Source organism: Pandoraea pnomenusa (genome assembly GCF_040391475.1).
In the GTDB taxonomy this organism is placed as follows: Bacteria; Pseudomonadota; Gammaproteobacteria; order Burkholderiales; family Burkholderiaceae; genus Pandoraea; species Pandoraea pnomenusa_C.
Genome location: NZ_JBEBXS010000003.1, coordinates 106,869 through 128,089, shown reverse-complemented (window position 1 = coordinate 128,089; position 21,221 = coordinate 106,869). Strand labels below are relative to the sequence as shown.

Sequence of the window (21,221 nt, the reverse complement as noted above, 5' to 3'; positions counted from 1 at the left end):
AACTCCGGTACAGTACCGATACAGATGGCGAGGTAATCTTCGGTACAGTTCAGGATTGACAGGGGAACTGGCTGGCGTAGAGTGCTGAGCCATGAGCGGCATTGGGCTGACACTTTGACCACGAAGCGTCTGTCAGCTGAACGAGCGACGCCTGTTGGCAAGCGCTCGCGAATGCCAGCATCGGCACAACCGATGCGTAATTTCCGAATGCGGTTGGGTGTGGTGCGATTTCATGTGCGCACCGCCAAGGTGGATGACGATGACGACAACGAACCGTATTTCTCCGTTGATCCTGGCGGACAACGCCGCGATCGAAACGGCGCGCATGACGCTCGTCGACCAGCTCGTCCAGTGGGCGAGCCTGCGGATCGAAGAGCGGGTGTTCCTGCCGGGCATGCGTATGCCGTCGATCCGCTCGCTGGCCGAGGACAAGCGCGTATCGCGTTTCTCCGTCGTCGAAGCGTACGAACGGCTGGTGGCGCAGGGGTATCTCGAAGCGCGCCGCGGCTCGGGGTTCTACGTGCGCGAGCGGCCGGTGATGCCGCCGCAGAATGCCGCGGCACCCATGGTGACGCAGGGACCGCTGGACGTGGCGTGGCTGGTGCGCAGCATGCTGCATCAGGTGGCGCCCGAGCGCGGGCCCGGCATGGGCTATCTGCCGGCAAGCTGGCTCGATGCCGACATGATGACGTCGGCCATGCGCTCGATGAGTCGTCAGTCGAGCGCGCATCTGCTGCAGGCGGGCAATCCGCTGGGTTTCCTGCCGTTGCGCGTCCAACTTCAGACGCAACTCGCGGAACTCGAAATCGGCGCACGGCCCGATCAGATCGTGCTGACGTCAGGCATTACGCAGGCAGTGGATTTTCTGCTGCGGCTCTACGTGCGTGCGGGCGATACCGTGCTGGTGGGCGATCCGGCGTGGTTCGTCATGTTCGGCCGCATTGCGTCGCAGGGCGCCAACACGGTCGGCGTGCCTTACACGCCCGACGGGCTCGACATGCAGGCGCTCGAACGGCTCGTGCAGCAGCATCGTCCGAAGTTGCTCATTCTCAATTCGATTCTTCAGAACCCGACGGGGACGTCGCTCACGCCGGCTCGCGCGTTCCAGATTCTGCGACTCGCCGAGCAGTACGACTTCATGGTGCTCGAAGACGACATCTACTGCGACCTGTGTCCGCCGCATCAGCAGGTGGCGCGTCTGGCGAGTCTCGATCAGCTCAAACGCGTGATCTACATGGGCAGCTTCTCGAAGACGCTCGCCGCCAATTTGCGGGTGGCGTTCGTGGCCTGTTCGCCCGCGCTGGCGAAGACCTTCGTCGATCACAAGATGCTCTCGGGGTCGACCACGCCGGAGATCAACGAACGTATCGTCTACAAGGCGCTGACCGAGGGGCATTACCGGCGTCACGTCGAGCGTTTGCGCTCTCGCCTGGACGAGGTGCGAGACGGCTCCCGGCGACATCTGGAGCGCCTCGGTCTGCGTATGTTCGGCGAGCCGACGTCGGGCATGTTCTTCTGGGTCGACACGGGCATCGACACGAGTGCGATCGCGGCGGCCGGACACGAGGCCGGATTCCTGTTCGCCCCGGGGGCGCTGTTCTCGCCACGTCAGGCCCCCAGCACGTGGATGCGCATGAACATTGCCTGCTCCAGCGATCCCGCCATGCTGACCTTTCTGTCGCGGCAGCTCGAACTGGCGGCCTGAAACGGCGGCTGGGTGGTGCCGCGATGGGCGATGCGCAATTCGCAATTCCCAATTCCCAATTCCCAATTCGCCCCGCGGCGCTCGGCGCTTTCGTCGCGTCCGGCCGCGTCAGGCCGCAATTTCGCGCAACCTCGGGTAAGTCTGCGCAAAATAACCCTCCTGCCGGCCTTGAAATGCTGGCGGCTCGTCCCTATGTTCCGAGCTGTACCGTCGCTGCGGTAGCGCGCGCGCAAGTGCGCCGCAGCGCGGTTCGCGTCGACATTCCATTCATCTCACCGATCCACGAGGGTTCCCGACCATGGCGCAAGAAACCATGAGCTTTCAGGCAGAAGTCAAACAACTTCTGCAACTGATGATTCATTCGCTGTACAGCAACAAGGAAATCTTCCTGCGCGAGCTGATCTCCAACGCCTCGGACGCGGCCGACAAGCTGCGCTTCGAAGCCATCAACAATGCGACGCTGTACGAGCAGGATCCGGAACTCAAGATTCGCGTGTCGTTCGACAAGGACGCCCGCACGGTCACCATCGAGGACAACGGCATCGGCATGAGCCGCGAGGAAGCCATCGCGCATCTGGGCACGATCGCCAAGTCCGGTACGAAGGAATTCTTCTCGCGCCTGTCGGGCGACCAGCAGAAGGACGCCGCCCTCATCGGGCAGTTCGGCGTGGGCTTCTATTCCGGATTCATCGTGGCGGACCGCATGACGGTCGAGTCGCGTCGCGCCGGTTTGCCCGCCGCAGAAGGCGTGCGCTGGTCGTCGACCGGCGAGGGCGACTTCTCGGTCGAGACCATCGAGCGCGCCCCGCGCGGCACCGCCATCACGCTGCACCTGCGCGAAGGCGAGGACGAGCTGCTGTCGTCGTGGCAACTGCAATCGATCATCCGCAAGTACTCGGACCACATTTCGCTGCCGATTGTCATGCGCGGCGAAACCTGGGACGAGGAGAAGCAGGCGATGGTGCCGGCCGAGGCTGACGAGACCGTCAACCAGGCAAGCGCGTTGTGGACTCGCAGCAAAAGCGAGATCACCGACGAGCAATACACGCAGTTCTACCAGCACATCGCCCACGACATGCAGGCACCGCTGGCCTGGACGCATAACCGTGTGGAAGGCCGCAGCGAATATACGCAACTGCTGTATGTGCCGGGGCACGCGCCGTACGACCTGTGGGATCGCAATTCGCAAGGTGGCCTGAAGTTGTACGTGAAGCGCGTGTTCATCATGGACGACGCCGAGCAACTGCTGCCGAACTATCTGCGTTTCGTGCGCGGGGTGGTCGATTCGGCCGATTTGCCGCTGAACGTGTCGCGTGAAATCCTGCAGGAAAGCCGCGACGTGAAGGCGATTCGCGAAGGCTGCGCGAAGCGTGTGCTGGGTCTGCTCGAGGATCTGGCCGAGAACCAGCAAGAGAAGTACACGCAGTTCTGGGGTGCATTCGGTCAGGTGCTCAAGGAAGGCACCGGCGAGGATCAGGCGAACCGTGAGCGCATTGCCAAGCTGCTGCGCTTTGCGAGCACGCACAACGACTCCGCCGAGCAAAGCGTGTCGCTGGCCGATTACGTTGGCCGCATGAAGGAAGGTCAGGACAAGATCTACTACGTCACGGCCGAGAGCTGGGTGGCGGCGAGCCACAGTCCGCATCTGGAAGTGTTCCGCAAGAAGGGCGTGGAAGTGCTGCTGCTCACGGATCGCGTGGACGAGTGGATGCTCTCCTACGTGCACGAGTTCGAGGGCAAGGCGCTCGTGAGCGTGGCACGCGGCGACCTCGATCTGGGGGCGCTGGAAGACGCCGGCGAGAAGGCCGCGCAGGAGAAGACCAGCGACGACCTCAAGCCGCTCGTCGAGAAGATGAAGGAAGTGCTCGGCGAGAAGGCCAAGGACGTGCGCGTGACGTTCCGTCTGACCGATTCGCCGTCGTGCCTCGTGTCCGACGAGAACGACATGAGCGGCACGCTCCAGCGTCTGATGAAGGCGGCCGGTCAGAAAATGCCGGCGTTCCGTCCGATTCTCGAGATCAACCCGGAGCACCCGCTCGTCAAGCGTCTCACGGCCGAGAGCGCCGATCTGTCCGACTGGTCGCATCTGCTGTTCGATCAGGCGTTGCTTGCCGAAGGCGGCAATCTGGAAGATCCCGCCGAGTTCGTGAAGCGCACCAACGCGCTGCTGCTCGCCGCGCGCTGATGGCGCAAACGCGACGAGCATGGACTCGTGCGCGTGGCTCGCATCGATCGAAGGCCCCCGCGTCGAAATGTCGCGGGGGCTTTTTTGTCTGCGTGCTGTCGTGGCCGGGCGGCGGCGCGAGCGTTGCAGGCCCGCAGGGCGGGGTTCCCATCGCGAACTCGCCATTCAGGGCGACGACGATTTCGTGGGCGGCGTGACGACATGTCTCGCCTTTATAATGCCGAGCCATGACTTTCCGATTCGATGTAAGCGGGCGGCGCTGGCAGGCTGTCCCGGCACCGGCGCTCTCGCGTCGTCACAAGGACTGGTTGACCCGGGGCGGTGCGCTCACACGCCATTTGTCGGCGCTCGGCCGGGTGACGGTGCGCGTCGTAGCGGAGCGCGTGATGCCCGCCGACGCCGATCAGTGCCGCGCCATTGGCGTTGCGCCGCGTACACCCATGTGGGCCCGCGACGTGATCTTGCTGGTCGACGGCGAGCCGGTGGTCGTCGCGCATAGCGTTACGCCGCTCGCGTACAGCCGATCGATCTGGCAGGCGATGCGTCGTCTGCGTACGCGTCCGCTGGCCGATCTGCTGTATCACGATCCCACGGTGACCCGATCGGTGCTGGTGTCGAGCCCGCTGGGTCCACGGCATCTGTTGCACGGCCGGGCGCGTCACGATGCCCGCGACCCGTTGGTTGGCGCCAACCCGCGCGCGCGGTTGTGGGCACGCCGCTCCGTATTTCTGCGTCACGGCGCCCCGTTGCTCGTGACCGAAGCGTTCCTGCCGCGATTCTGGCGTCGGTTGCAGGCGGCGCACGCCGCGCAGACGCACGAGTAAGCGTCATGTCCGCTGCCAACTCACCTGCTCCCGTCAACCCCCTGGATCTCCGCGATCTCAAACGCAACTTCCCGCCCGTGGTGGATGCCCACACGCGCGTGCTCATTCTCGGCAGTTTGCCCGGCGAAGTCTCGCTCGCGCAGCAGCAGTACTATGCGCATCCGCAGAATCGTTTCTGGCATCTGGTCGGCGAGGTGATTGGTGAGCCGTTGCCGTCATGCACCTACGCCGATCGGCTCGAGAGGGTGCGCCAGCATGGCGTGGGGCTGTGGGACGTGGTGGCGCAGGCGCGCCGAGCGGGCAGCCTCGACAGCAACATCCGACTGCACGCGGGCAGCGATCTCGCCGGGTTGATCGCGACCTTGCCGTCGCTGCGTGCGGTTGCCTTCAACGGCGGCACGGCGGCCCGCATCGGGCAGCGTGCGCTGGCGCAGGGCGGTGTGGGCCTGCCGGTCGTGTTGCTGCCATCGAGCAGCCCGGCGTACACGATTCCCTATGCAACGAAGCGCGACGCGTGGCTCGCGCTGCGCGAGTGGCTGGCCTGAGCGGTCCGAGTGCTCCGAGTGGTCCGAGGGGGCGGTTGCCGCGAACCCGGTACAATGCGAACCCATCGGAATTTCCCGAGCATCACAGAAGGACACATGACCCTCATCAAACGCAAATCCATCGAAGCCGAAGCGTTCGTGACCGACGAGACTTCCGCCCGCTCCCCGCGTCCGGCCTACAAGCCGCGTTTCGCACCGGTGACTTTCTCGGAAATGGGTGGCGTGCGTTACCTGCATTTCGGCACGGAATGGGTGCAAGGCGCGATGCGTTTGTCCAAGCCTGACCGTATCGAACTCGAATACGCGCAGCAGATGATGGCGTGGCTGCTGTTCATGCATGTGCCCAAGCACGTGGTGCAACTGGGCCTCGGTACCGGCTCGATCACCAAGTTCTCCGCCAAGCAGTTCCCGCGCACGCAAGTGACCGCCGTCGAGCTGAACCCGGCCGTGGTCGTTGCCGCACGCACCATGTTCGATATGCCCGGCGACTCGCGCTACCTGAAAGTGCGCGAAATGGACGCCTGGGACTTCGTGACCGACGCCGCCAATCACGGCGCCGTCGATGTGCTGCAGATCGATCTCTACGACGCCACTGCGCGTGGTCCGGTGCACGACACGCCGGCGTTCTACAAGGCCTGCCGCGCTACGCTGCGCGAGCCGGGCATGCTGACGATGAACCTGTTCGGCGATCACGACAGCTATCCGAAAAACATTCGTCGCCTGCGTCAGGCGTTCGACAATCGAGTGATCGAATTCCCCGAAGTGCATGACGGCAACGTGATCGTGCTCGCGTTCAACGGCCCGCAGCTATCCGTGGCATGGGCGGACGTCGAGGCACGCGCCAAGGTGGTCGAGGCCGCGACGGGCCTGCCTGCGAAGCGCTGGGTCAAGCAACTGCGCTCGGCCAATGGTGACGGCGGTCCGGTGTTGACGATCTGACGCCGATGGCATGCGCGGCGTGAAGCGCGCCGATCAGACGCAAAAAAGCCAGCCGTGAGGCTGGCTTTTTCTTTGCGCGTGCCACGCACACGCGTGGCACGGGGCGCCGGTCGGGCGTGCCGCCGGTGCCGCTCGCCACGTCAGGCAGCGATTTCCTCGATGCGCAGGGTCTCGCCACCGGCGACGATGGCCAGCAGGCGATCGACGTTCGGGTGAGCGCCCGGGCGATTGCGGGCGTCGGCGGTATGTTCGGCGAACACGGCGAGACCGTGCTGGGCGGCCTTGGCATCGAGCGCGCCGAACGCTTGCTTGAGGTAGTGATACACGGCGAGCGAGCCTTGCTTGCCCGGCGCATTCTCGATGGTCGCCACCACGGCGCCTGCGCCATCGAGCAATTCGATACGGGCGATACCGTCGATCACGATGCCCTGCATCGTCATTTGCGAGAGGTTGTCCTTGAAGACCGGGGTCGGGTCGATCACTGCCATGATGTTGCTGCTCCTGCGGTTACGAAAATTGCTGAAAGGTCGAATGTGATTGCGGGCAGGATGGTACCACCCGCCGCCGCTCAGGCACGCCGCCACTGCAGAATCGCCAGCGTCAGCACGCCCGCGATCAATCCCCAGAACGCCGAGCCGATGGACAGCAGCGTGAGACCCGACGCCGTCACCATGAACGTGATGAGCGCGGCTTCGCGTTGCTTCGTATCGTGCATGGCGTTGGCCAGACCGTTCATGATCGAGCCGAACAGCGCAAGCGCCGCGATCGAGACGACGAGCGCCTTCGGGAATGCCGCAAACAGCGCTGCGATGGTCGCGCCGAACGTGCCCGCGATCAGATAGAACACACCGGACCAGACGGCGGCGGTGTAGCGCTTGTTCGGATCTTCGTGCGCTTCGCGTCCGGTGCAGATCGCGGCCGTAATGGCCGCCAGATGAATGCCGTGCGAACCGAACGGTGCGAGCAGCACCGACGCAATGCCGGTCGTCGAAATCAGCGGCGACGCAGGCACCTTGTAGCCGTCTGCGCGCAGCACGGCGAGCCCCGGCACGTTCTGCGAGGCCATCGCCACGACGAACAGCGGAATCGCAATGCTGATCGTGGCCGACAGCGAGAACGACGGCGTCGTCCACACCGGCTTGGCCAGCGAGACGTTGAAATGGCTGAAGTCGAGTAGCCCCAGCCCGCCCGCGACCGCCGTTCCCACGATCAGCGCCAGCAGAATCGCGTAGCGCGATGCGAGGCGCTTGACGACAAGGTAGGTGAAGAACATCGAGAGCACGAGCGCCGTCTGGTGCTGGGCGGCCACGAAGATCTCCAGCCCGATGCGAAACAGAATCCCCGCGAGCAATGCCGATGCCAGCGCGGGCGGCACGCGCCGCATGATGGTCTCGAACCCGCCGGTCAGCCCGCAGAGTGCAATGAGCGCGTTGCAGACGATGAATGCCCCGATCGCTTCGCCATACGGTACGCCCGGCAGCGACGTGATCAGCAGCGCGGCGCCCGGTGTCGACCACGCGATCACCACCGGCGTGCGGTAGCGCAACGACAGCCCGATGGTCGTCAGGCCCATGCCGATCGATAGCGCCCAGATCCACGACGAAATCTGCGCCGCCGACAGGTGCGCGGCCTGTCCGGCCTGGAACATCAGGACGAGCGAGCTGGTGTAGCCCGTCATCATGGCCACGAAGCCGGCCACGATGGCCGATGGCGACGTGTCTGCCAACGGCCGGAGGGGCGGCAGGGGAGTCGTGCTGGACGTCATGATGGAAGCCTGTCTCTCGTTGTTACGTTGTTGTTGTGATGGGCGGTCACGCGACGCGCGACGCGCGATGCCCGACGACCGATGCCTGCAGGGAGGGCACGAGGCGCCGCCGTCGTGTGCGGCGCCCGAAGGCGACGCTTACTTGCTTAGCACGCGCATGGCCGACTCCAGCCCGGCGAGCGTAATCGGGTACATCCGATTCGCGAAGAGCTGACGGATGACCGAGATCGACTGGCGATATTGCCATATCCCCTCGGGCTCCGGATTGAGCCAGGCGTGATGCGGGTAGCGGTCGATGAACCGGCGCAGCCACACCGCACCGGCTTCCTTGTTGTTGTACTCGACCGAGCCGCCCGGTTGCAGGACTTCGTAGGGACTCATGGTGGCGTCGCCCACGAAGATCAGCTTGTAATCGGGCGGATACTTGCGAAGCACGTCCCACGTGTCGAAGCGTTCGCTGTGACGGCGTCGGTTCTGCCGCCACAGATAGTCGTACACGCAGTTGTGGAAGTAGTAGAACTCGAGATGCTTGAATTCGGACTTTGCCGCCGAGAACAGCTCTTCGGTACGCGCGATGTGATCGTCCATCGAGCCGCCCACGTCGAGCAGCATCAGCACCTTCACGTTGTTGTGACGCTCGGGCACCAGTTTCAGGTCGAGCCATCCGGCGTTGGCGGCCGTCGAGCGGATGGTGTCGTCGAGGTCGAGCTCTTCTGCGGCGCCCTCGCGGGCGAACTTTCGCAGGCGACGCAGGGCGACCTTGATGTTGCGCGTGCCGAGTTCGACGGCGTCGTCGTAATCGCGATACGTGCGCTGGTCCCACACCTTGACCGCCGTGCGGTTGCCATTGCTTTGGCCGCCGATGCGAATGCCTTCGGGGTTGAATCCGCCGTTGCCGAAGGGCGACGTGCCGCCCGTGCCGATCCACTTGTTGCCGCCTTCGTGACGGCCTTTCTGCTCGTCGAACAGTTGCTTGAGCCGCTCCATGAGCTTGTCGAGCCCGCCCAGCGCCTGAATGCGCGCCTTGTCCTCGGGGGACAACTCGCGTTGCATGCGCTTCTTGAGCCATTCGAGCGGCACTTCGCCCGACGCATCGACCGCTTGCTGCACGCCCTTGAAATACGCACCGAACGCCTGATCGAACTTGTCGTAATGCTTCTCGTCCTTCACGAGCGAGAGGCGCGCCAGGTAGTAGAACTCGTCGAGCGAGGGCGCGATGACCTGACGCTGCAGCGCTTCGAGCAGCGTGAGGTATTCCTTGACCGACACCGGCAGTTTGGCCGCGCGCAAGGTGTAGAAGAAGTCGATCAGCATGACGTTGGCGCGCTTACCGGTTGGCGCGATTCATGAACACGAGACGCTCGAACAGGTGCATGTCCTGCTCGTTCTTGAGCAACGCGCCCGCGAGCGGCGGAATCGCCAGCTTGTTGTCGGCGCTGCGCAGGGCTTCGGGGCCGATTTCCTCGGCCATCAACAGCTTGAGCCAGTCGATCAGCTCGGACGTCGAGGGCTTCTTCTTCAGGCCCGGGATCTCGCGCACTTCGAAGAACGTGGCCATCGCGGCGTTCACCAGTTCGCGACGAATGTTCGGGAAATGCACGTCGATGATCGACTGCATCGTGGCCGGCTCGGGGAACTTGATGTAGTGGAAGAAACAGCGGCGCAGGAAGGCGTCGGGCAGTTCCTTCTCGTTGTTCGACGTGATGATGACGAGCGGCCGGTGGCGCGCCTTGATCAACTGGCGTGTCTCGTAGACGTAGAACTCCATGCGGTCGAGTTCACGCAGCAGATCGTTGGGAAATTCGATGTCGGCCTTGTCGATCTCGTCGATCAGCAGGACGACCGGCTGGTCGGCCTCGAATGCCTGCCACAGCACGCCCTTGACGATGTAGTTGGCGATGTCGCGCACGCGCTCGTCGCCCAGTTGCGAGTCGCGCAGACGCGACACGGCGTCGTATTCGTACAGGCCTTGCTGCGCCTTGGTCGTGGACTTGACGTGCCACTGGAGCAGCGGCATGTCGAGCGCGGCGGCGACTTCCTCCGCGAGCATGGTCTTGCCGGTGCCGGGTTCGCCCTTGATGAGCAGCGGACGTTGGAGCGTGGCCGCCGCGTTTACGGCGAGCTTGAGGTCGTCGGTGGCGACGTACTGGGAAGAGCCTTCGAAGCGCATTGTCTGAACCGTCCGCAAACAGCCGGCCGTCTGGCCGGGCAGGGAAAAAGTTCAGTATAAGACATTGCGCATACGGCTCGCTCGGGCAATGAAAATGTGCCTTTCGATCAAGGGTTTGCGAAAAAACTTCGGAGAACTGTGCGGGTCACCCCCGAGTTTGCGGGGCGCGGGGTGTGGGTTACAATCGATTGCTTTTTTCACAGGTCGGCGGCCTTGGAGCCGGGACGACGACCTGCGTGTTGCGGGCCGGTATTCCAACCAAAAACGTTCCCAAGAAGACCATGAAAAAGTTCCTCACGATGATGGCGCTAGCGCTTGGCAGCACATCGCTCACGCTTCATGCGGCCGAACTCAAGCCAAACCTCGAGAACGCGAGAAACAAGGTCGCGATGTGCATCGGATGCCACGGCATCCCCGACTATCGCACCGCGTATCCCGAGGTGTATCACGTGCCCCGCATCGGCGGGCAGAACGCGAAGTACATCGAAAACGCCCTGAACGAGTACAAGAAGGGCGACCGCAAGTTCCAGTCGATGCACGCCATCGCAGCCACGTTGACCGAGCAGGATGTCGTCGACATCGCCGCCTACTACGCGGCCCAGTCGGCATCGACGCCGGTCAATCCCCAGAAATAAAACGTGCGTGGCTGAGGAGAACACGATGAAGCTTTCGATGTATGCAATGACCCGAGCCGCCGTGACGGCTTCCCTGACGCTCGGCGCCCTGGTGTCCGGCGCGGCGTTCGCTGCCGGCAACGTGGCCAACGGCAAGGCGCTCGTCGAGAAGGGCATGTGCGCGAGCTGCCACGGTGCCAATCTGAACGCGCCGATCACGCCCGAGTACCCGAAGCTGGCCGGTCAGTATCAGGACTATCTCTATAACGCCCTGCGTGCGTACCAGAACGAAACCAGCCTGGTGTTCGGTCGCAGCAATGCAATCATGAAGACGCAGGTCATGTCCAATCCGGCCACCGTGGGCAAGGACGGCAAGCCGCGTCCGTTCACGTCGCAGGAATTGAAGGACATTGCGGCCTACATCGAATCGCTGCCGGGCGATCTCGTCACGAAGAAGTAAGCCGCAGCGCAGGAAAGGTCCACAAAAAACGACGGCTACCCGATGGGTGGCCGTCGTTTCGTGTTGTGAGCCTCGGCGCTGTCGCGGCGTGGCTCGTCGCGTGGAGGCTGCCGTTCGGTGTCCGGGCGCGTCCGTGCTTCGCCGTTCAGCGCGATGCCTGTTGCTCGATGCGCTGGAGGTAGGCATCCGAGTCGGGCGGCTGGCCGCTGCGTTGCGCTTCCCAGAGCGTCTGGCCCAGGCACTCCATGATGCGATGCTGGGCCTCGTGCGGCGAGTCGAGGCGGTTCGTCAGCTTTTCATACGCAGCGCGAATGCCCGGCGGCTGATCGATCGAGACCTGCTCGCTGATGGCCAGATGCATCGACAGATGCAGGAACGGGTTGGTCTGCCCGGCCTCCGGCGAGTAGTCGCGCGCGCTGGCCTCGTCGGTGTCGGCGAGCGCATCGTGATATTCGGGGTGTTCCTGTATCCAGTCGGCGGCAATGGTCTCCAGTGGCGTGAGAATGCTGCCGCTGCGCTGCTTTTGCCAGGTGGTACAGAAGAATTGCCGGACTTCGTCGCGGCTCGGATTGAACATGGGGACTCCGTGGGGTTCTTGTGGGGCGTGCCGTGGCTACAATGCCGGAGACTGATCCCCGGCTGCAAGCCATACGCCGGGCGGCTCCGCCATGAACGGAACGCGCCGGTAACGCTTGGAAAACACGCCGTATTGTCGCTCAATTTGCCTAATCATGTCGCAAAGCCCTCGCGCCTGCGCCGCTCGCGGCGATGTTCACGTCACGCCATCCACCCCCCCGCCTTCGGCGTGGGCGGGCGTGGTGCTGATCGCCGTATCGGCCTCGGCATTCGGCGCGATGGCGATCTTCGCGCGGGCGGCGTCGGCCGCCGGGGCCGACATGTTTGCCATGCTGCTGTTCCGCTTTTTCGTGGCGGCGATGCTGCTGCTCGGCTGGTGTCGGGTACGGCGCGTGAGGTTTCCATCGCGGCGTCAGGCATTGGGCATCGCGCTGATGGGCGGTATCGGCTACGTCGGCCAGTCCCTTTGCTTCTTCGGGGCATTGCAATACGCGCAAGCGTCGCTCGTGGCGCTTCTGCTCTATCTCTACCCGGTCTTCGTGACGATGCTGGCGGCGGTCTTCCTGCATGAACGCCTCACGCCGGTGAAGCTCGGCGCGCTGTTGCTTTGCTCACTCGGTACGGCACTCACGGTGGGCGGTGGGCAAGGCCAGCCGCTGGGCATGGTGCTGGCCGTGGCGGCGGCGTTGATTTATTCGGGCTATATCGTCGTTGGCGCCAAGCTGACGCGGGGTGTCGATGCCCGTGCCACGGCAACGCTGGTCTGTCTGGCGGCCACCGTCTCGTTCGGATTGATGGCGGCGGTGCGCGCGTCGCAGGGTGCGCCGTTGCACTGGCCTTCCGGCGCGGGCGGATGGGCGGCGCTCGTCGCCATTGCCGTGTGCTCGACGGTCATTGCGATTCTCACGTTCTTTGCCGGGTTGCAGCGACTCGGCGCGGGCCGCGCATCGATGCTCTCCACGCTGGAGCCGGTGGTCACCGTTCTGCTCGCCGCCATGCTGCTGGGCGAAACGCTTACCCCGGCACAGCTGGGCGGCGGGGTGCTGATTCTGGCCGGGGTGGTGTGGCTGTCTGCGCGTGGGACGTCGTCGGGCGGTTGATGAGTGGTCGGGGGAGGGGGGAGCGGCAGCTGCAGGGGGTTTTTTGCCGCGTCAGCGCGTGCGTCGCGACGACGGTACAATCGCCCAACGTTTGCAATTCACCACCCGAGGTCAATCGTAATGAGCACCATCGCCAAAGAAGCCATCGCCCAACTGTTCACCGATGCCCGCACGCACAACGTGTGGCTCGACAAGCCGGTCAGCGACGAAACGCTGCGTGAGCTGTACGACCTCGTGAAGTGGGGCCCGACGTCGGCCAACACCACGCCTGCGCGCATCGTCTTCGTGAAGAGCCAGGAAGCGAAGGCCAGGCTGGTCGAATGCATGGCGCCGGGCAACGTCGAGAAGACGCGCACCGCCCCGGTGACGGCGATCATCGCCTACGACCTGAAGTTCTACGAGCACCTGCCGAAGCTGTTCCCGAACGGTGCCGAAAAGATGGTGCCGATGTTCTCGGGCGACGCTGCCAAGGCCGCCGGTGCGGCGCACATGAACAGCTCGCTGCAAGGCGGTTACTTCATTCTCGCGGCACGCGCGCTGGGGCTCGACTGCGGCCCGATGGCCGGCTTCGACGCACAGAAGGTCAACGACACGTTCTTCGCCGGTACGGAATGGCGTGTGAACTTCATCTGCAATCTGGGCTACGGCGATCAGGCGCAACTGTTCCCGCGCAATCCGCGTCTGTCGTTCGACGAAGCGGCGCGCATCATCTGAGTCGTTGCCGTGAGGTCGTGATGTCCTGCGCCTGACGGGGCAGAACGATCCCCGAGATCAGCAAAACGGGCGGTCCCGATTATCGGGCCGCCCGTTTTGTTTGTGACGTATTCGCTGGCCGGTGTGGCGTCAGGCCCTGGGGGCCGGCGTCTTCGGACGGAAGTCGCAAAGCGGCTCGATGGCACAGTGCCAGCACTCCGGCTTGCGCGCCTTGCACACATAACGGCCGTGCAGGATGAGCCAGTGGTGGGCATCGTGCTTGAATTCGCGCGGCGTGACGCGCTCCAGTGCCAGTTCCACGGCCAGCGGGTCTTTGCCGGGCGCGAGGCCAGTGCGATTCGCCACGCGGAAGATATGCGTGTCGACGGCAATCGTGTCTTCGCCGAATGCCGTGTTGAGCACCACGTTGGCCGTCTTGCGTCCCACGCCCGGCAGCGCTTCGAGCGCTTCGCGAGAGCGCGGCACTTCACCGCCATGCACGTCGAGGAGCAATCGGCAGGTGGCAATGACATTCTTTGCCTTCGTCCGGTACAGGCCGATGGTCTTGATGTAATCGGAGACGCCGGCTTCGCCCAGCGCAAGCATTTTGGCCGGGGTGTTCGCGACGGCGTACAGCTTGCGGGTGGCCTTGTTGACGGAGACGTCGGTGGCCTGCGCCGAGAGCAGCACGGCGATCAGCAACTCGAACGGCGACGTGTATTCCAGCTCGGTCGTCGGATTCGGATTGAGCTGTTGCAGCGTCTCGAACAGGGCACGGCGTTTGGCGTCGTTCATGGCGGGTGGCGCGCGGTCGGTCTTGTGATGGTTGCGAAAGTGACGGGCGCCGGTCTACGCCTTGTCGTCGTCGGGGGCGATGCCGAGACGCTTGCGTCGCGCTTCGGCTTCGTCGATCTGTGCCTGCACGGATGCCGAAACGTTCTCGGTATTCTTCGGCCCGAGTCCCTCGGCGGCGAGTGCGGCCTTCTTCTGGCGGGCGCGCTCCAGTGCGGCCTGGATGATGGCCTGCTTGCGTGCCGCCGCGGCGGCCGCATCGTCCACGGCGGGTTGCGGAGTTTGAGTGTCGGCAGATGAAACCGGCGAGGGCGTCGATGTCGTATCCGATGGTGCTTCCGATGCCTTCGGCGCGTTATTTTCGGCGACGCGTGCCGCGCGCGCGGCCAGTCGTGCTTCGCGCTCGGCCTTTTCCTTCGCCAGACGCGCCTGATGCGCTTCGAAATGCGTACGTGCCTCGTCGGCCTGCGTTGACGACCAGGCGTCCCAGCCCGTGCGCTCGCCGGTCACCGGCACCATGTCGATGCAGTCCACCGGGCAGGGCGGCACGCACAGATCGCAGCCCGTGCAACGGTCTTCGATCACGGTGTGCATGAGTTTCGCCGCGCCGATGATGGCGTCGACGGGGCAGGCCTGCAAGCAGAGCGTGCAGCCGATGCACAGCGACTCGTCGATGACGGCGCGCGGGCGGGCGCGCTCCACGCCGTTCTCCGGATTGAGTGCGATGACAGGGCGGCCGAGCAGTTTTGCCAGGCGTGCGACGCCCTCTGCACCGCCCGGCGGACATTGGTTATAGTTGGCTTGCCCGCTGGCAATGGCGTCGGCGTACGGGCGGCATCCGTCGTAACCGCACTTGGTGCACTGCGTCTGGGGCAATAGGGCATCGATGCGCTGGGCGAGCGCGGTGACTTCGGACACGTCTGTTGTGGGGGATTCGGCGGAAAGTCGAATTATCCTGCATTTTGCGGAAACACTGAAACCGTTGTGCCATAATTCCGCCCGATGAGAACGACCGGCCGATCATGACAACATCAGAAACGAAGATCAAACGGGACCCCGAACGCACCCGCCAGCGCATTCTCGCCGCGGCGATCGAGGAATTTGCGGAACGTGGTTCGAGCGGTGCACGCGTGGACAGCATCGCCCGCCGAGCCGACATCAATGAACGCATGCTGTACTACTACTTCGGCAACAAGGACCAGCTCTATCTGGCCGTGCTCGAAGAGGTCTATGGAGAGTTCAATCGCGCGGAACACGCGCTCAAGCTCGACGTGCTTGCGCCGCTCGACGCCGTGGCCGAGCTGGCCCATTTCGTGTGGGACTACTACGCCGAGCACCCCGAGCTCATCCGGCTCATCAATAACGAGAATCTGCATGAAGCCAAGTCGATGCGTCAGTCGACGGAGATTCGTCAGCAGATTTCGCCCATCGTCGAATTGCTGACGGAAACGCTCAAGCGCGGGGAAGCCAGCGGCGAGATTCGTGTTGGCGTCGATCCCGTGGACCTGTACGTGACAATTTCCGCCATGGGGTATTACGTCATGTCGAACCGCCACACGCTGTCCATCGTCATGGGCCGCGACGTGATGGTGGGGGAGCCGCGCAAATCCTATTCCGATTTCAATACGCGGATGCTGCTCGATTCGCTGCGCGTGCGCTGATCTTCGCCGATCGGGCGCTCGCCAGAAACAAAAACCGCCGCGTGGGCCGAAGCCCTCGCGGCGGTTTTCGTATGGCGGCGCGATCGACGATCAGCCGTGCTTGGCGATGAAGTCGCGGATTTGCGGATAGATCACGTTGCGCCAGCGGCTGCCCGAGAAGATCCCGTAGTGGCCGCACGACGGTGCAGTGAAGTGCGCCCGGCGCTTGGCCGGGATGCCGGTGCACAGTTCGTGCGCCGCCTGCGTCTGACCGCTGCCCGAGATGTCGTCCAGCTCGCCTTCGATGGTGAAGAGCGCCGTGGTCTTGATGTCCTGCGGACGCACACGCTCGCCGGACACATCCCATGTGCCGCGTGCCAGGCTGAAGTCCTGGAAGACCGTCTTGATCGTGTCGAGGTAATACTCGGCCGCCATGTCGAGCACGGCGTTGTACTCGTCGTAGAAGCGGCGGTGCGAGTCGGCGTCGTCGTTGTCGCCGCGCATCAGGTCCAGATAGAAATCCCAGTGCGACTTCAGGTGGCGGTCCGGATTCATCGCGACGAACCCGGCATGCTGCAGGAAGCCCGGATAGACCAGGCGTCCCGAGCCCGGGTAGTTGGCCGGCACCGGGTGAATCACGTGATTCTCGAACCACTCGAACGACTTGTTCGTCGCGAGCGAATTGACCGAGGTGGGACTCTTGCGCGCGTCGATGGGGCCACCCATCATCGTCATGGTTTTAGGCGTTTTCTCGCCATTCGACGCCATGAGCGAAATCGCGCCGAGCACCGGTACCGTCGGCTGGCACACCGAGATCACATGCAGGTTCTCTGCGCCGATATGGCGAATGAACTCCTGGATGTAGCCGACGTAATCATCCAGATGGAACGCGCCGGCTTCGAGCGGCACCATGCGGGCATCGACCCAGTCGGTGATGTAGACCTTGTGGTCCTTGAGCAGTGTCGTGACCGTGTCGCGCAGCAGCGTGGCGTGGTGGCCCGAGAGCGGTGCCACGACCAGCACCACCGGATCGTCCTTGAGCTGACCGACGGCGCTGGCGTCGTCGGCATAGCGCTTGAAGCGCAGCAGGCGGCAGAACGGCTTTTCCATCGCCGTCATTTCGACGACGGGAATGTTATGGCCGTCGACTTCGACCGCCTTGATGTTGAATTCGGGTTTTTCGTAGTCTTTGCCGAGCCGGTACAGCAGCTCGTAACCGGCGGCGATGCGCGGGGCGCCCGGCATCATCGAAAGCAGGCTGCCCGGGGTGACGAACGTCGTCGCCGCAGCCTTGGCCCACGTGGTGAGGGGATTCAGCCACGCGCGGTTGTACTCATGAATCTGATACAGCATGTTGTGTGCCCTGAGGCGGATGGTGGGGGAATTATGCAACCGTTTATCGCGGGTGTGCAACGCAGCATAACCCTGATATATGGCAAATCCGCATCAGATCGATAGTGTTAGCTTATCGATATCATTGATATAAGCTATCGTTGCTGCGACGCAACAAGCGGGGGTACAAAAAAAGCCCGCCGGGCGGCGGGCTTTCTCATCGGGGCACGCTGGCGCGATTAGCGCAGCACTTGGGCGATGGCCGAAGCGACGTGGTCGATGTTCTTGTCGTTGAGCGCGGCCACGCAGATACGGCCCGTGCTCACGGCATAGATGCCGAACTCTTCGCGCAGACGCTCGACCTGGTCGGCCGTCAGACCCGAGTACGAGAACATGCCGCGCTGCTTGATCACGAACGAGAAGTCGCGCTCGACCCCGTGGGCGCGCAGCTTCTCGACCAGTGCCAGACGCATCGCGCGGATACGCTCGCGCATTTCGGCCAGTTCTTCTTCCCACAGGGCACGCAGTTCGGCGTTGCCCAGCACGGCGGCGACGACCGAGCCACCGTGCGTCGGCGGGTTCGAGTAGTTGGTGCGGATCACGCGCTTGAGTTGCGAGAGCACGCGGGTCGTTTCGTCCTTGCTGCTCGTGACGATCGACAGGGCGCCCACGCGCTCGCCGTACAGCGAGAACGACTTCGAGAACGAGCTCGATACGAAGAAGTTCAGGCCCGAGGCGGCGAACAGACGCACCACGGCGGCGTCGGCATCGATGCCGTCACCGAAGCCCTGGTAGGCGATGTCGAGGAACGGCACCAGCTTGCGGGCCTTCACGACTTCCACGACTTGCGCCCACTGGTCCATCGTCAGGTCGACGCCGGTCGGGTTGTGGCAGCAGGCGTGCAGCACGACGATCGTGCCTTCCGGCTCCTGGCCCAGCATGTCGAGCATGCCCGAGAGGTTCACGCCGTGCGATTCGGCGTCGTAGTACGGGTACGACACGACGTTGAAGCCGGCGGTCGTGAACAGGGCACGGTGGTTTTCCCAGCTCGGATCGCTGATGGCGACCGTAGCGTTCGGGTTCAGTTGCTTGAGGAAGTCGGCGCCGATCTTCAGGGCGCCAGTGCCGCCGAGTGCCTGGGCGGTGACCACGCGGCCTTCGGTCAGCACGGGCGATTCCTTGCCGAACAGCATTTCCTGCACGGCCTTGTCGTAGGCGGCAATGCCTTCCATCGGGAGGTAGCCGCGCGGCAGACCGGCGGCCACGCGTTGTTCTTCCGCTGCCTTCACGGCCTTGAGCAGGGGCAGTTTGCCTTCCGCATTGAAATACACGCCGACGCCCAGGTTCACCTTATTCGTGCGGTGATCGGCGTTGTAGGCTTCGTTCAGGCCAAGGATGGGGTCGCGCGGGGCGAGTTCGACAGCGGAAAAGAGAGTCATTTCGACGGCTCGAGGCAGGTAGTAGGAAAATGCAGCGGGTCGGCTGCAACTAACGCAGGATCGGCCCAACTCGCTATTTTAGCGAAGATTACCCGCGCTTGTGGTAAACACTGCCCGCTACCGTGTGAATTGACCGTATTTCGGCACGAAAACTGCCACGGAATGCCAGAAATTGGCCAGAAATCGGTGAAATCGCTTGCGCGCGGCGCCGGGAAGCCATGCCGCCGGGACCGCGCCTTTTGCGACGATCGACGCGCTTCTCCTCGCGCTCCGCTCCTGTCACCCATCGGACTCAGGGAATCGTCCGACGCGCTAGAATGCCAGATTACGTCTCTCATGCTCGCGCCCCCGCCATGACCCCTGCGGCTGACAACGATCTCGACGAAAGCAAGTTCCTCACGTTCCCGGATTCGCCTTATCAGCTCTACTGTCCGTTCCCTGCCGCCGGCGACCAGCCTACGGCGATCGCCGCGTTGAGCGAGGGTGTGGAGGACGGACTGGCGTTCCAGACCCTGCTCGGCGTGACGGGCTCTGGCAAGACGTTCACGATGGCCAACGTCATCGCGCGCCTCGGTCGCCCGGCCATCGTATTCGCGCCGAACAAGACACTCGCCGCACAGCTCTACTCGGAGTTCCGCGAATTCTTCCCGCGAAATGCGGTGGAGTATTTCGTCTCGTACTACGACTACTACCAGCCGGAAGCGTACGTGCCGCAGCGCGATCTCTTCATCGAGAAGGATTCGTCGGTCAACGAGCACATCGAGCAGATGCGCCTGTCGGCGACCAAGAGCCTGCTGGAGCGGCGCGACGTGGTGATCGTGGCGACCGTGTCGGCGATTTACGGTATCGGCAATCCGAGCGAATACCACCAGATGATTCTGACGGTGCGCCAGGGCGACAAACTTGGGCAGCGCGAGATCATCGCGCGGCTGATCGCCATGCAGTACTCGCGCAACGAAACGGATTTCGGACGCGGCACGTTCCGCGTGCGCGGCGACACCATTGACATCTTCCCGGCCGAGCACGCGGAGCTGGCGCTTCGTGTGGAATTGTTCGACGACGAAGTCGATACGCTGCAACTGTTCGATCCGCTCACCGGCCGGGTGCGGCAGAAGGTGCCGCGATTCACGGTGTACCCGTCCTCACACTACGTAACGCCGCGCGAGACGGTGTTGCGCGCCATCGAGACCATCAAGGACGAACTGCGCGAGCGGCTCGACTTCTTCTATAAGGAAGGCAAGCTCGTCGAGGCGCAGCGACTCGAACAACGCACGCGCTTCGATCTGGAAATGTTGCAGGAGCTGGGCTTCTGCAAGGGCATCGAAAACTACTCGCGACACTTGTCCGGCGCGGCGCCGGGCGAGCCGCCGCCCACGCTCGTCGACTATCTGCCCCCCGACGCCCTGATGTTCCTCGACGAGTCGCACGTGCTCATCGGGCAGTTCAACGGCATGTACAACGGCGACCGTGCGCGCAAGGAGAACCTCGTGAACTACGGGTTCCGCCTGCCGTCCGCGCTCGATAACCGTCCGCTCAAGTTTGCCGAGTACGAACGCAAGATGCGCCAGGCAATCTTCGTGTCGGCCACGCCGGCCGATTACGAAGGCAAGCGCACGGGGCAGGTGGTCGAGCAGGTGGTGCGTCCGACGGGCCTCGTCGATCCGATCATCGAGGTGCGTCCGGCGCGCACGCAGGTCGACGATGTGCTCTCGGAGATCAACAAGCGCGTGGCCGTGGAGGAGCGGGTGCTGGTGACCACGCTCACGAAGCGCATGGCCGAGCAGCTCACCGAATACCTCTCGGATAACGGCGTGAAGGTCCGCTATCTGCACAGCGATATCGACACCGTCGAGCGGGTGGAGATCATCCGCGATCTGCGATTGGGCGCATTCGACGTGCTCGTCGGGATCAACTTGCTGCGTGAGGGCCTGGATATTCCGGAAGTGTCGCTCGTGGCCATTCTCGATGCGGACAAGGAGGGCTTCCTGCGTGCCGAGCGGTCGTTGATTCAGACGATCGGGCGCGCCGCGCGTAACGTCAATGGCACGGCCATTCTGTACGCGGACAAGATGACCGATTCGATGAAGCGGGCCATCAGCGAGACGGAGCGTCGCCGCGCAAAGCAGACGGCGCACAACGAGGCGAACGGCATCGTGCCGCAGGGCGTGAAGAAGCGCATCAAGGACATCATCGACGGTGTCTACGATCCGCAGGACGCGAAGGCGGAACTCGCCGAGGCGAAGGAGCAGGCTCACTATCAGGACATGTCGGAAAAGCAGTTGGCCCGCGAAATCAAGAAACTCGAGAAACAGATGCAGGAGCACGCCCGCAACCTCGAGTTCGAGAAGGCCGCCAAGGTGCGCGACCAGTTGCTGCACGTGAAGGCGCTGGTGTTCGGCACGGACGGCGCGAGCGAAGCCGAGTTGGGACCGAAGGCGTGAG

20 protein-coding genes are annotated in these 21,221 nt (G+C 63.7%); 11 read left to right on the top strand and 9 right to left on the bottom strand.

The features are described from left to right. Positions 1–259 precede the first annotated feature (259 nt). The 5 genes from ABWO90_RS04735 (at position 260) to ABWO90_RS04715 (ending at position 6,198) form a co-directional block, all read left to right on the top strand. Positions 260–1,705 carry an aminotransferase-like domain-containing protein gene (locus ABWO90_RS04735; protein WP_353190047.1) on the top strand — a complete coding sequence of 482 codons (1,446 nt, stop codon included), beginning with the start codon at positions 260–262 and terminating at the stop codon, positions 1,703–1,705. 298 nt (positions 1,706–2,003) lie between these two features. Continuing rightward, positions 2,004–3,890, top strand: coding sequence for a molecular chaperone HtpG (gene htpG / locus ABWO90_RS04730; RefSeq protein ID WP_353190046.1), 1,887 nt, complete (start codon positions 2,004–2,006; stop codon positions 3,888–3,890). A 227-nt stretch (positions 3,891–4,117) separates the two neighbouring features. Next, positions 4,118–4,714 (top strand): chorismate--pyruvate lyase family protein, encoded by a 597-nt coding sequence (locus ABWO90_RS04725; RefSeq protein ID WP_353190045.1) that lies wholly within the window; start codon positions 4,118–4,120, stop codon positions 4,712–4,714. 5 nt (positions 4,715–4,719) lie between these two features. Further along, positions 4,720–5,259: a DNA-deoxyinosine glycosylase gene (locus ABWO90_RS04720; protein WP_353190044.1), complete on the top strand. Its 540-nt coding sequence runs from the start codon at positions 4,720–4,722 to the stop codon at positions 5,257–5,259. A gap of 96 nt (positions 5,260–5,355) precedes the next feature. Further along, positions 5,356–6,198, top strand: coding sequence for a class I SAM-dependent methyltransferase (locus tag ABWO90_RS04715; RefSeq protein WP_353190043.1), 843 nt, complete (start codon positions 5,356–5,358; stop codon positions 6,196–6,198). A 140-nt stretch (positions 6,199–6,338) separates the two neighbouring features. On the opposite strand, the gene ABWO90_RS04710 is transcribed toward ABWO90_RS04715, so the two are convergent. The 4 genes from ABWO90_RS04710 to ABWO90_RS04695 form a co-directional block, all read right to left on the bottom strand. Further along, positions 6,339–6,680 (bottom strand): DUF2322 family protein, encoded by a 342-nt coding sequence (locus ABWO90_RS04710; protein ID WP_353190239.1) that lies wholly within the window; start codon positions 6,678–6,680, stop codon positions 6,339–6,341. 86 nt (positions 6,681–6,766) lie between these two features. Then, on the bottom strand, positions 6,767–7,963 hold the full coding sequence (locus ABWO90_RS04705; RefSeq protein ID WP_353190042.1) for a benzoate/H(+) symporter BenE family transporter: 1,197 nt from the start codon (positions 7,961–7,963) through the stop codon (positions 6,767–6,769). Between the two features lie 138 nt (positions 7,964–8,101). After that, entirely contained in the window at positions 8,102–9,277 is a 1,176-nt protein-coding gene (locus ABWO90_RS04700) for a vWA domain-containing protein (protein WP_353190041.1), read from the bottom strand. 13 nt (positions 9,278–9,290) lie between these two features. Beyond that, positions 9,291–10,133 carry an AAA family ATPase gene (locus ABWO90_RS04695; protein ID WP_353190040.1) on the bottom strand — a complete coding sequence of 281 codons (843 nt, stop codon included), beginning with the start codon at positions 10,131–10,133 and terminating at the stop codon, positions 9,291–9,293. A gap of 281 nt (positions 10,134–10,414) precedes the next feature. On the opposite strand from ABWO90_RS04695, the gene ABWO90_RS04690 reads away from it, so the two are divergent. Further along, positions 10,415–10,768, top strand: a complete 354-nt coding sequence (locus ABWO90_RS04690) for a c-type cytochrome (protein WP_353190039.1) — start codon at positions 10,415–10,417, stop codon at positions 10,766–10,768. Positions 10,769–10,793: 25 nt separating this feature from the next. Beyond that, entirely contained in the window at positions 10,794–11,207 is a 414-nt protein-coding gene (locus ABWO90_RS04685) for a c-type cytochrome (protein ID WP_502922541.1), read from the top strand. Between the two features lie 145 nt (positions 11,208–11,352). Here the strand turns inward: ABWO90_RS04685 and ABWO90_RS04680 are convergent, their stop codons facing one another. After that, positions 11,353–11,784 (bottom strand): DUF1841 family protein, encoded by a 432-nt coding sequence (locus ABWO90_RS04680; protein ID WP_353190038.1) that lies wholly within the window; start codon positions 11,782–11,784, stop codon positions 11,353–11,355. Between the two features lie 154 nt (positions 11,785–11,938). Between ABWO90_RS04680 and ABWO90_RS04675 the strand changes: the two genes are divergently transcribed. Together ABWO90_RS04675 and ABWO90_RS04670 are read left to right on the top strand one after the other, a co-directional pair. After that, positions 11,939–12,883, top strand: a complete 945-nt coding sequence (locus tag ABWO90_RS04675; protein WP_353190037.1) for a DMT family transporter — start codon at positions 11,939–11,941, stop codon at positions 12,881–12,883. Between the two features lie 120 nt (positions 12,884–13,003). Continuing rightward, the gene (locus tag ABWO90_RS04670; protein ID WP_353190036.1) at positions 13,004–13,597 is read left to right on the top strand and encodes a malonic semialdehyde reductase; all 594 of its coding nucleotides are present in this window, start codon (positions 13,004–13,006) and stop codon (positions 13,595–13,597) included. A gap of 129 nt (positions 13,598–13,726) precedes the next feature. Here ABWO90_RS04670 and nth read toward each other — a convergent pair whose 3' ends face one another. Next, complete coding sequence (nth, locus tag ABWO90_RS04665; protein ID WP_353190035.1) at positions 13,727–14,371, bottom strand: endonuclease III; 645 nt, start codon at positions 14,369–14,371, stop codon at positions 13,727–13,729. Between the two features lie 54 nt (positions 14,372–14,425). Further along, positions 14,426–15,286: an electron transport complex subunit RsxB gene (gene rsxB / locus ABWO90_RS04660; RefSeq protein ID WP_353190034.1), complete on the bottom strand. Its 861-nt coding sequence runs from the start codon at positions 15,284–15,286 to the stop codon at positions 14,426–14,428. Positions 15,287–15,390: 104 nt separating this feature from the next. Here rsxB and ABWO90_RS04655 point away from each other — a divergent pair, with 104 nt between their 5' ends. After that, positions 15,391–16,029 (top strand): TetR family transcriptional regulator, encoded by a 639-nt coding sequence (locus tag ABWO90_RS04655; RefSeq protein ID WP_353190033.1) that lies wholly within the window; start codon positions 15,391–15,393, stop codon positions 16,027–16,029. A 90-nt stretch (positions 16,030–16,119) separates the two neighbouring features. Here ABWO90_RS04655 and ABWO90_RS04650 read toward each other — a convergent pair whose 3' ends face one another. Together ABWO90_RS04650 and ABWO90_RS04645 are read right to left on the bottom strand one after the other, a co-directional pair. Further along, positions 16,120–17,361 carry a polyhydroxyalkanoate depolymerase gene (locus ABWO90_RS04650; protein WP_353190032.1) on the bottom strand — a complete coding sequence of 414 codons (1,242 nt, stop codon included), beginning with the start codon at positions 17,359–17,361 and terminating at the stop codon, positions 16,120–16,122. Between the two features lie 218 nt (positions 17,362–17,579). Further along, the gene (locus ABWO90_RS04645; RefSeq protein ID WP_353190031.1) at positions 17,580–18,779 is read right to left on the bottom strand and encodes an amino acid aminotransferase; all 1,200 of its coding nucleotides are present in this window, start codon (positions 18,777–18,779) and stop codon (positions 17,580–17,582) included. A 353-nt stretch (positions 18,780–19,132) separates the two neighbouring features. On the opposite strand from ABWO90_RS04645, the gene uvrB reads away from it, so the two are divergent. After that, positions 19,133–21,220, top strand: a complete 2,088-nt coding sequence (gene uvrB / locus ABWO90_RS04640; RefSeq protein WP_353190030.1) for an excinuclease ABC subunit UvrB — start codon at positions 19,133–19,135, stop codon at positions 21,218–21,220. Position 21,221: the final 1 nt, after the last annotated feature.

Coding starts and splice junctions, on each gene's coding strand:
- ABWO90_RS04680 (WP_353190038.1), bottom strand. CDS start 11,784: ATGTTCAATCCGAGCCGCGACGAAGTCCGGCAATTCTTCTGTACCACC.
- ABWO90_RS04650 (WP_353190032.1), bottom strand. CDS start 17,361: ATGCTGTATCAGATTCATGAGTACAACCGCGCGTGGCTGAATCCCCTC.
- ABWO90_RS04705 (WP_353190042.1), bottom strand. CDS start 7,963: ATGACGTCCAGCACGACTCCCCTGCCGCCCCTCCGGCCGTTGGCAGAC.
- ABWO90_RS04715 (WP_353190043.1), top strand. CDS start 5,356: ATGACCCTCATCAAACGCAAATCCATCGAAGCCGAAGCGTTCGTGACC.
- uvrB (WP_353190030.1), top strand. CDS start 19,133: ATGACCCCTGCGGCTGACAACGATCTCGACGAAAGCAAGTTCCTCACG.
- htpG (WP_353190046.1), top strand. CDS start 2,004: ATGGCGCAAGAAACCATGAGCTTTCAGGCAGAAGTCAAACAACTTCTG.
- ABWO90_RS04645 (WP_353190031.1), bottom strand. CDS start 18,779: ATGACTCTCTTTTCCGCTGTCGAACTCGCCCCGCGCGACCCCATCCTT.
- ABWO90_RS04725 (WP_353190045.1), top strand. CDS start 4,118: ATGACTTTCCGATTCGATGTAAGCGGGCGGCGCTGGCAGGCTGTCCCG.
- ABWO90_RS04675 (WP_353190037.1), top strand. CDS start 11,939: ATGTCGCAAAGCCCTCGCGCCTGCGCCGCTCGCGGCGATGTTCACGTC.
- ABWO90_RS04700 (WP_353190041.1), bottom strand. CDS start 9,277: ATGCTGATCGACTTCTTCTACACCTTGCGCGCGGCCAAACTGCCGGTG.
- ABWO90_RS04655 (WP_353190033.1), top strand. CDS start 15,391: ATGACAACATCAGAAACGAAGATCAAACGGGACCCCGAACGCACCCGC.
- ABWO90_RS04690 (WP_353190039.1), top strand. CDS start 10,415: ATGAAAAAGTTCCTCACGATGATGGCGCTAGCGCTTGGCAGCACATCG.
- ABWO90_RS04720 (WP_353190044.1), top strand. CDS start 4,720: ATGTCCGCTGCCAACTCACCTGCTCCCGTCAACCCCCTGGATCTCCGC.
- ABWO90_RS04695 (WP_353190040.1), bottom strand. CDS start 10,133: ATGCGCTTCGAAGGCTCTTCCCAGTACGTCGCCACCGACGACCTCAAG.
- ABWO90_RS04735 (WP_353190047.1), top strand. CDS start 260: ATGACGACAACGAACCGTATTTCTCCGTTGATCCTGGCGGACAACGCC.
- nth (WP_353190035.1), bottom strand. CDS start 14,371: ATGAACGACGCCAAACGCCGTGCCCTGTTCGAGACGCTGCAACAGCTC.
- ABWO90_RS04685 (WP_502922541.1), top strand. CDS start 10,794: ATGAAGCTTTCGATGTATGCAATGACCCGAGCCGCCGTGACGGCTTCC.
- ABWO90_RS04670 (WP_353190036.1), top strand. CDS start 13,004: ATGAGCACCATCGCCAAAGAAGCCATCGCCCAACTGTTCACCGATGCC.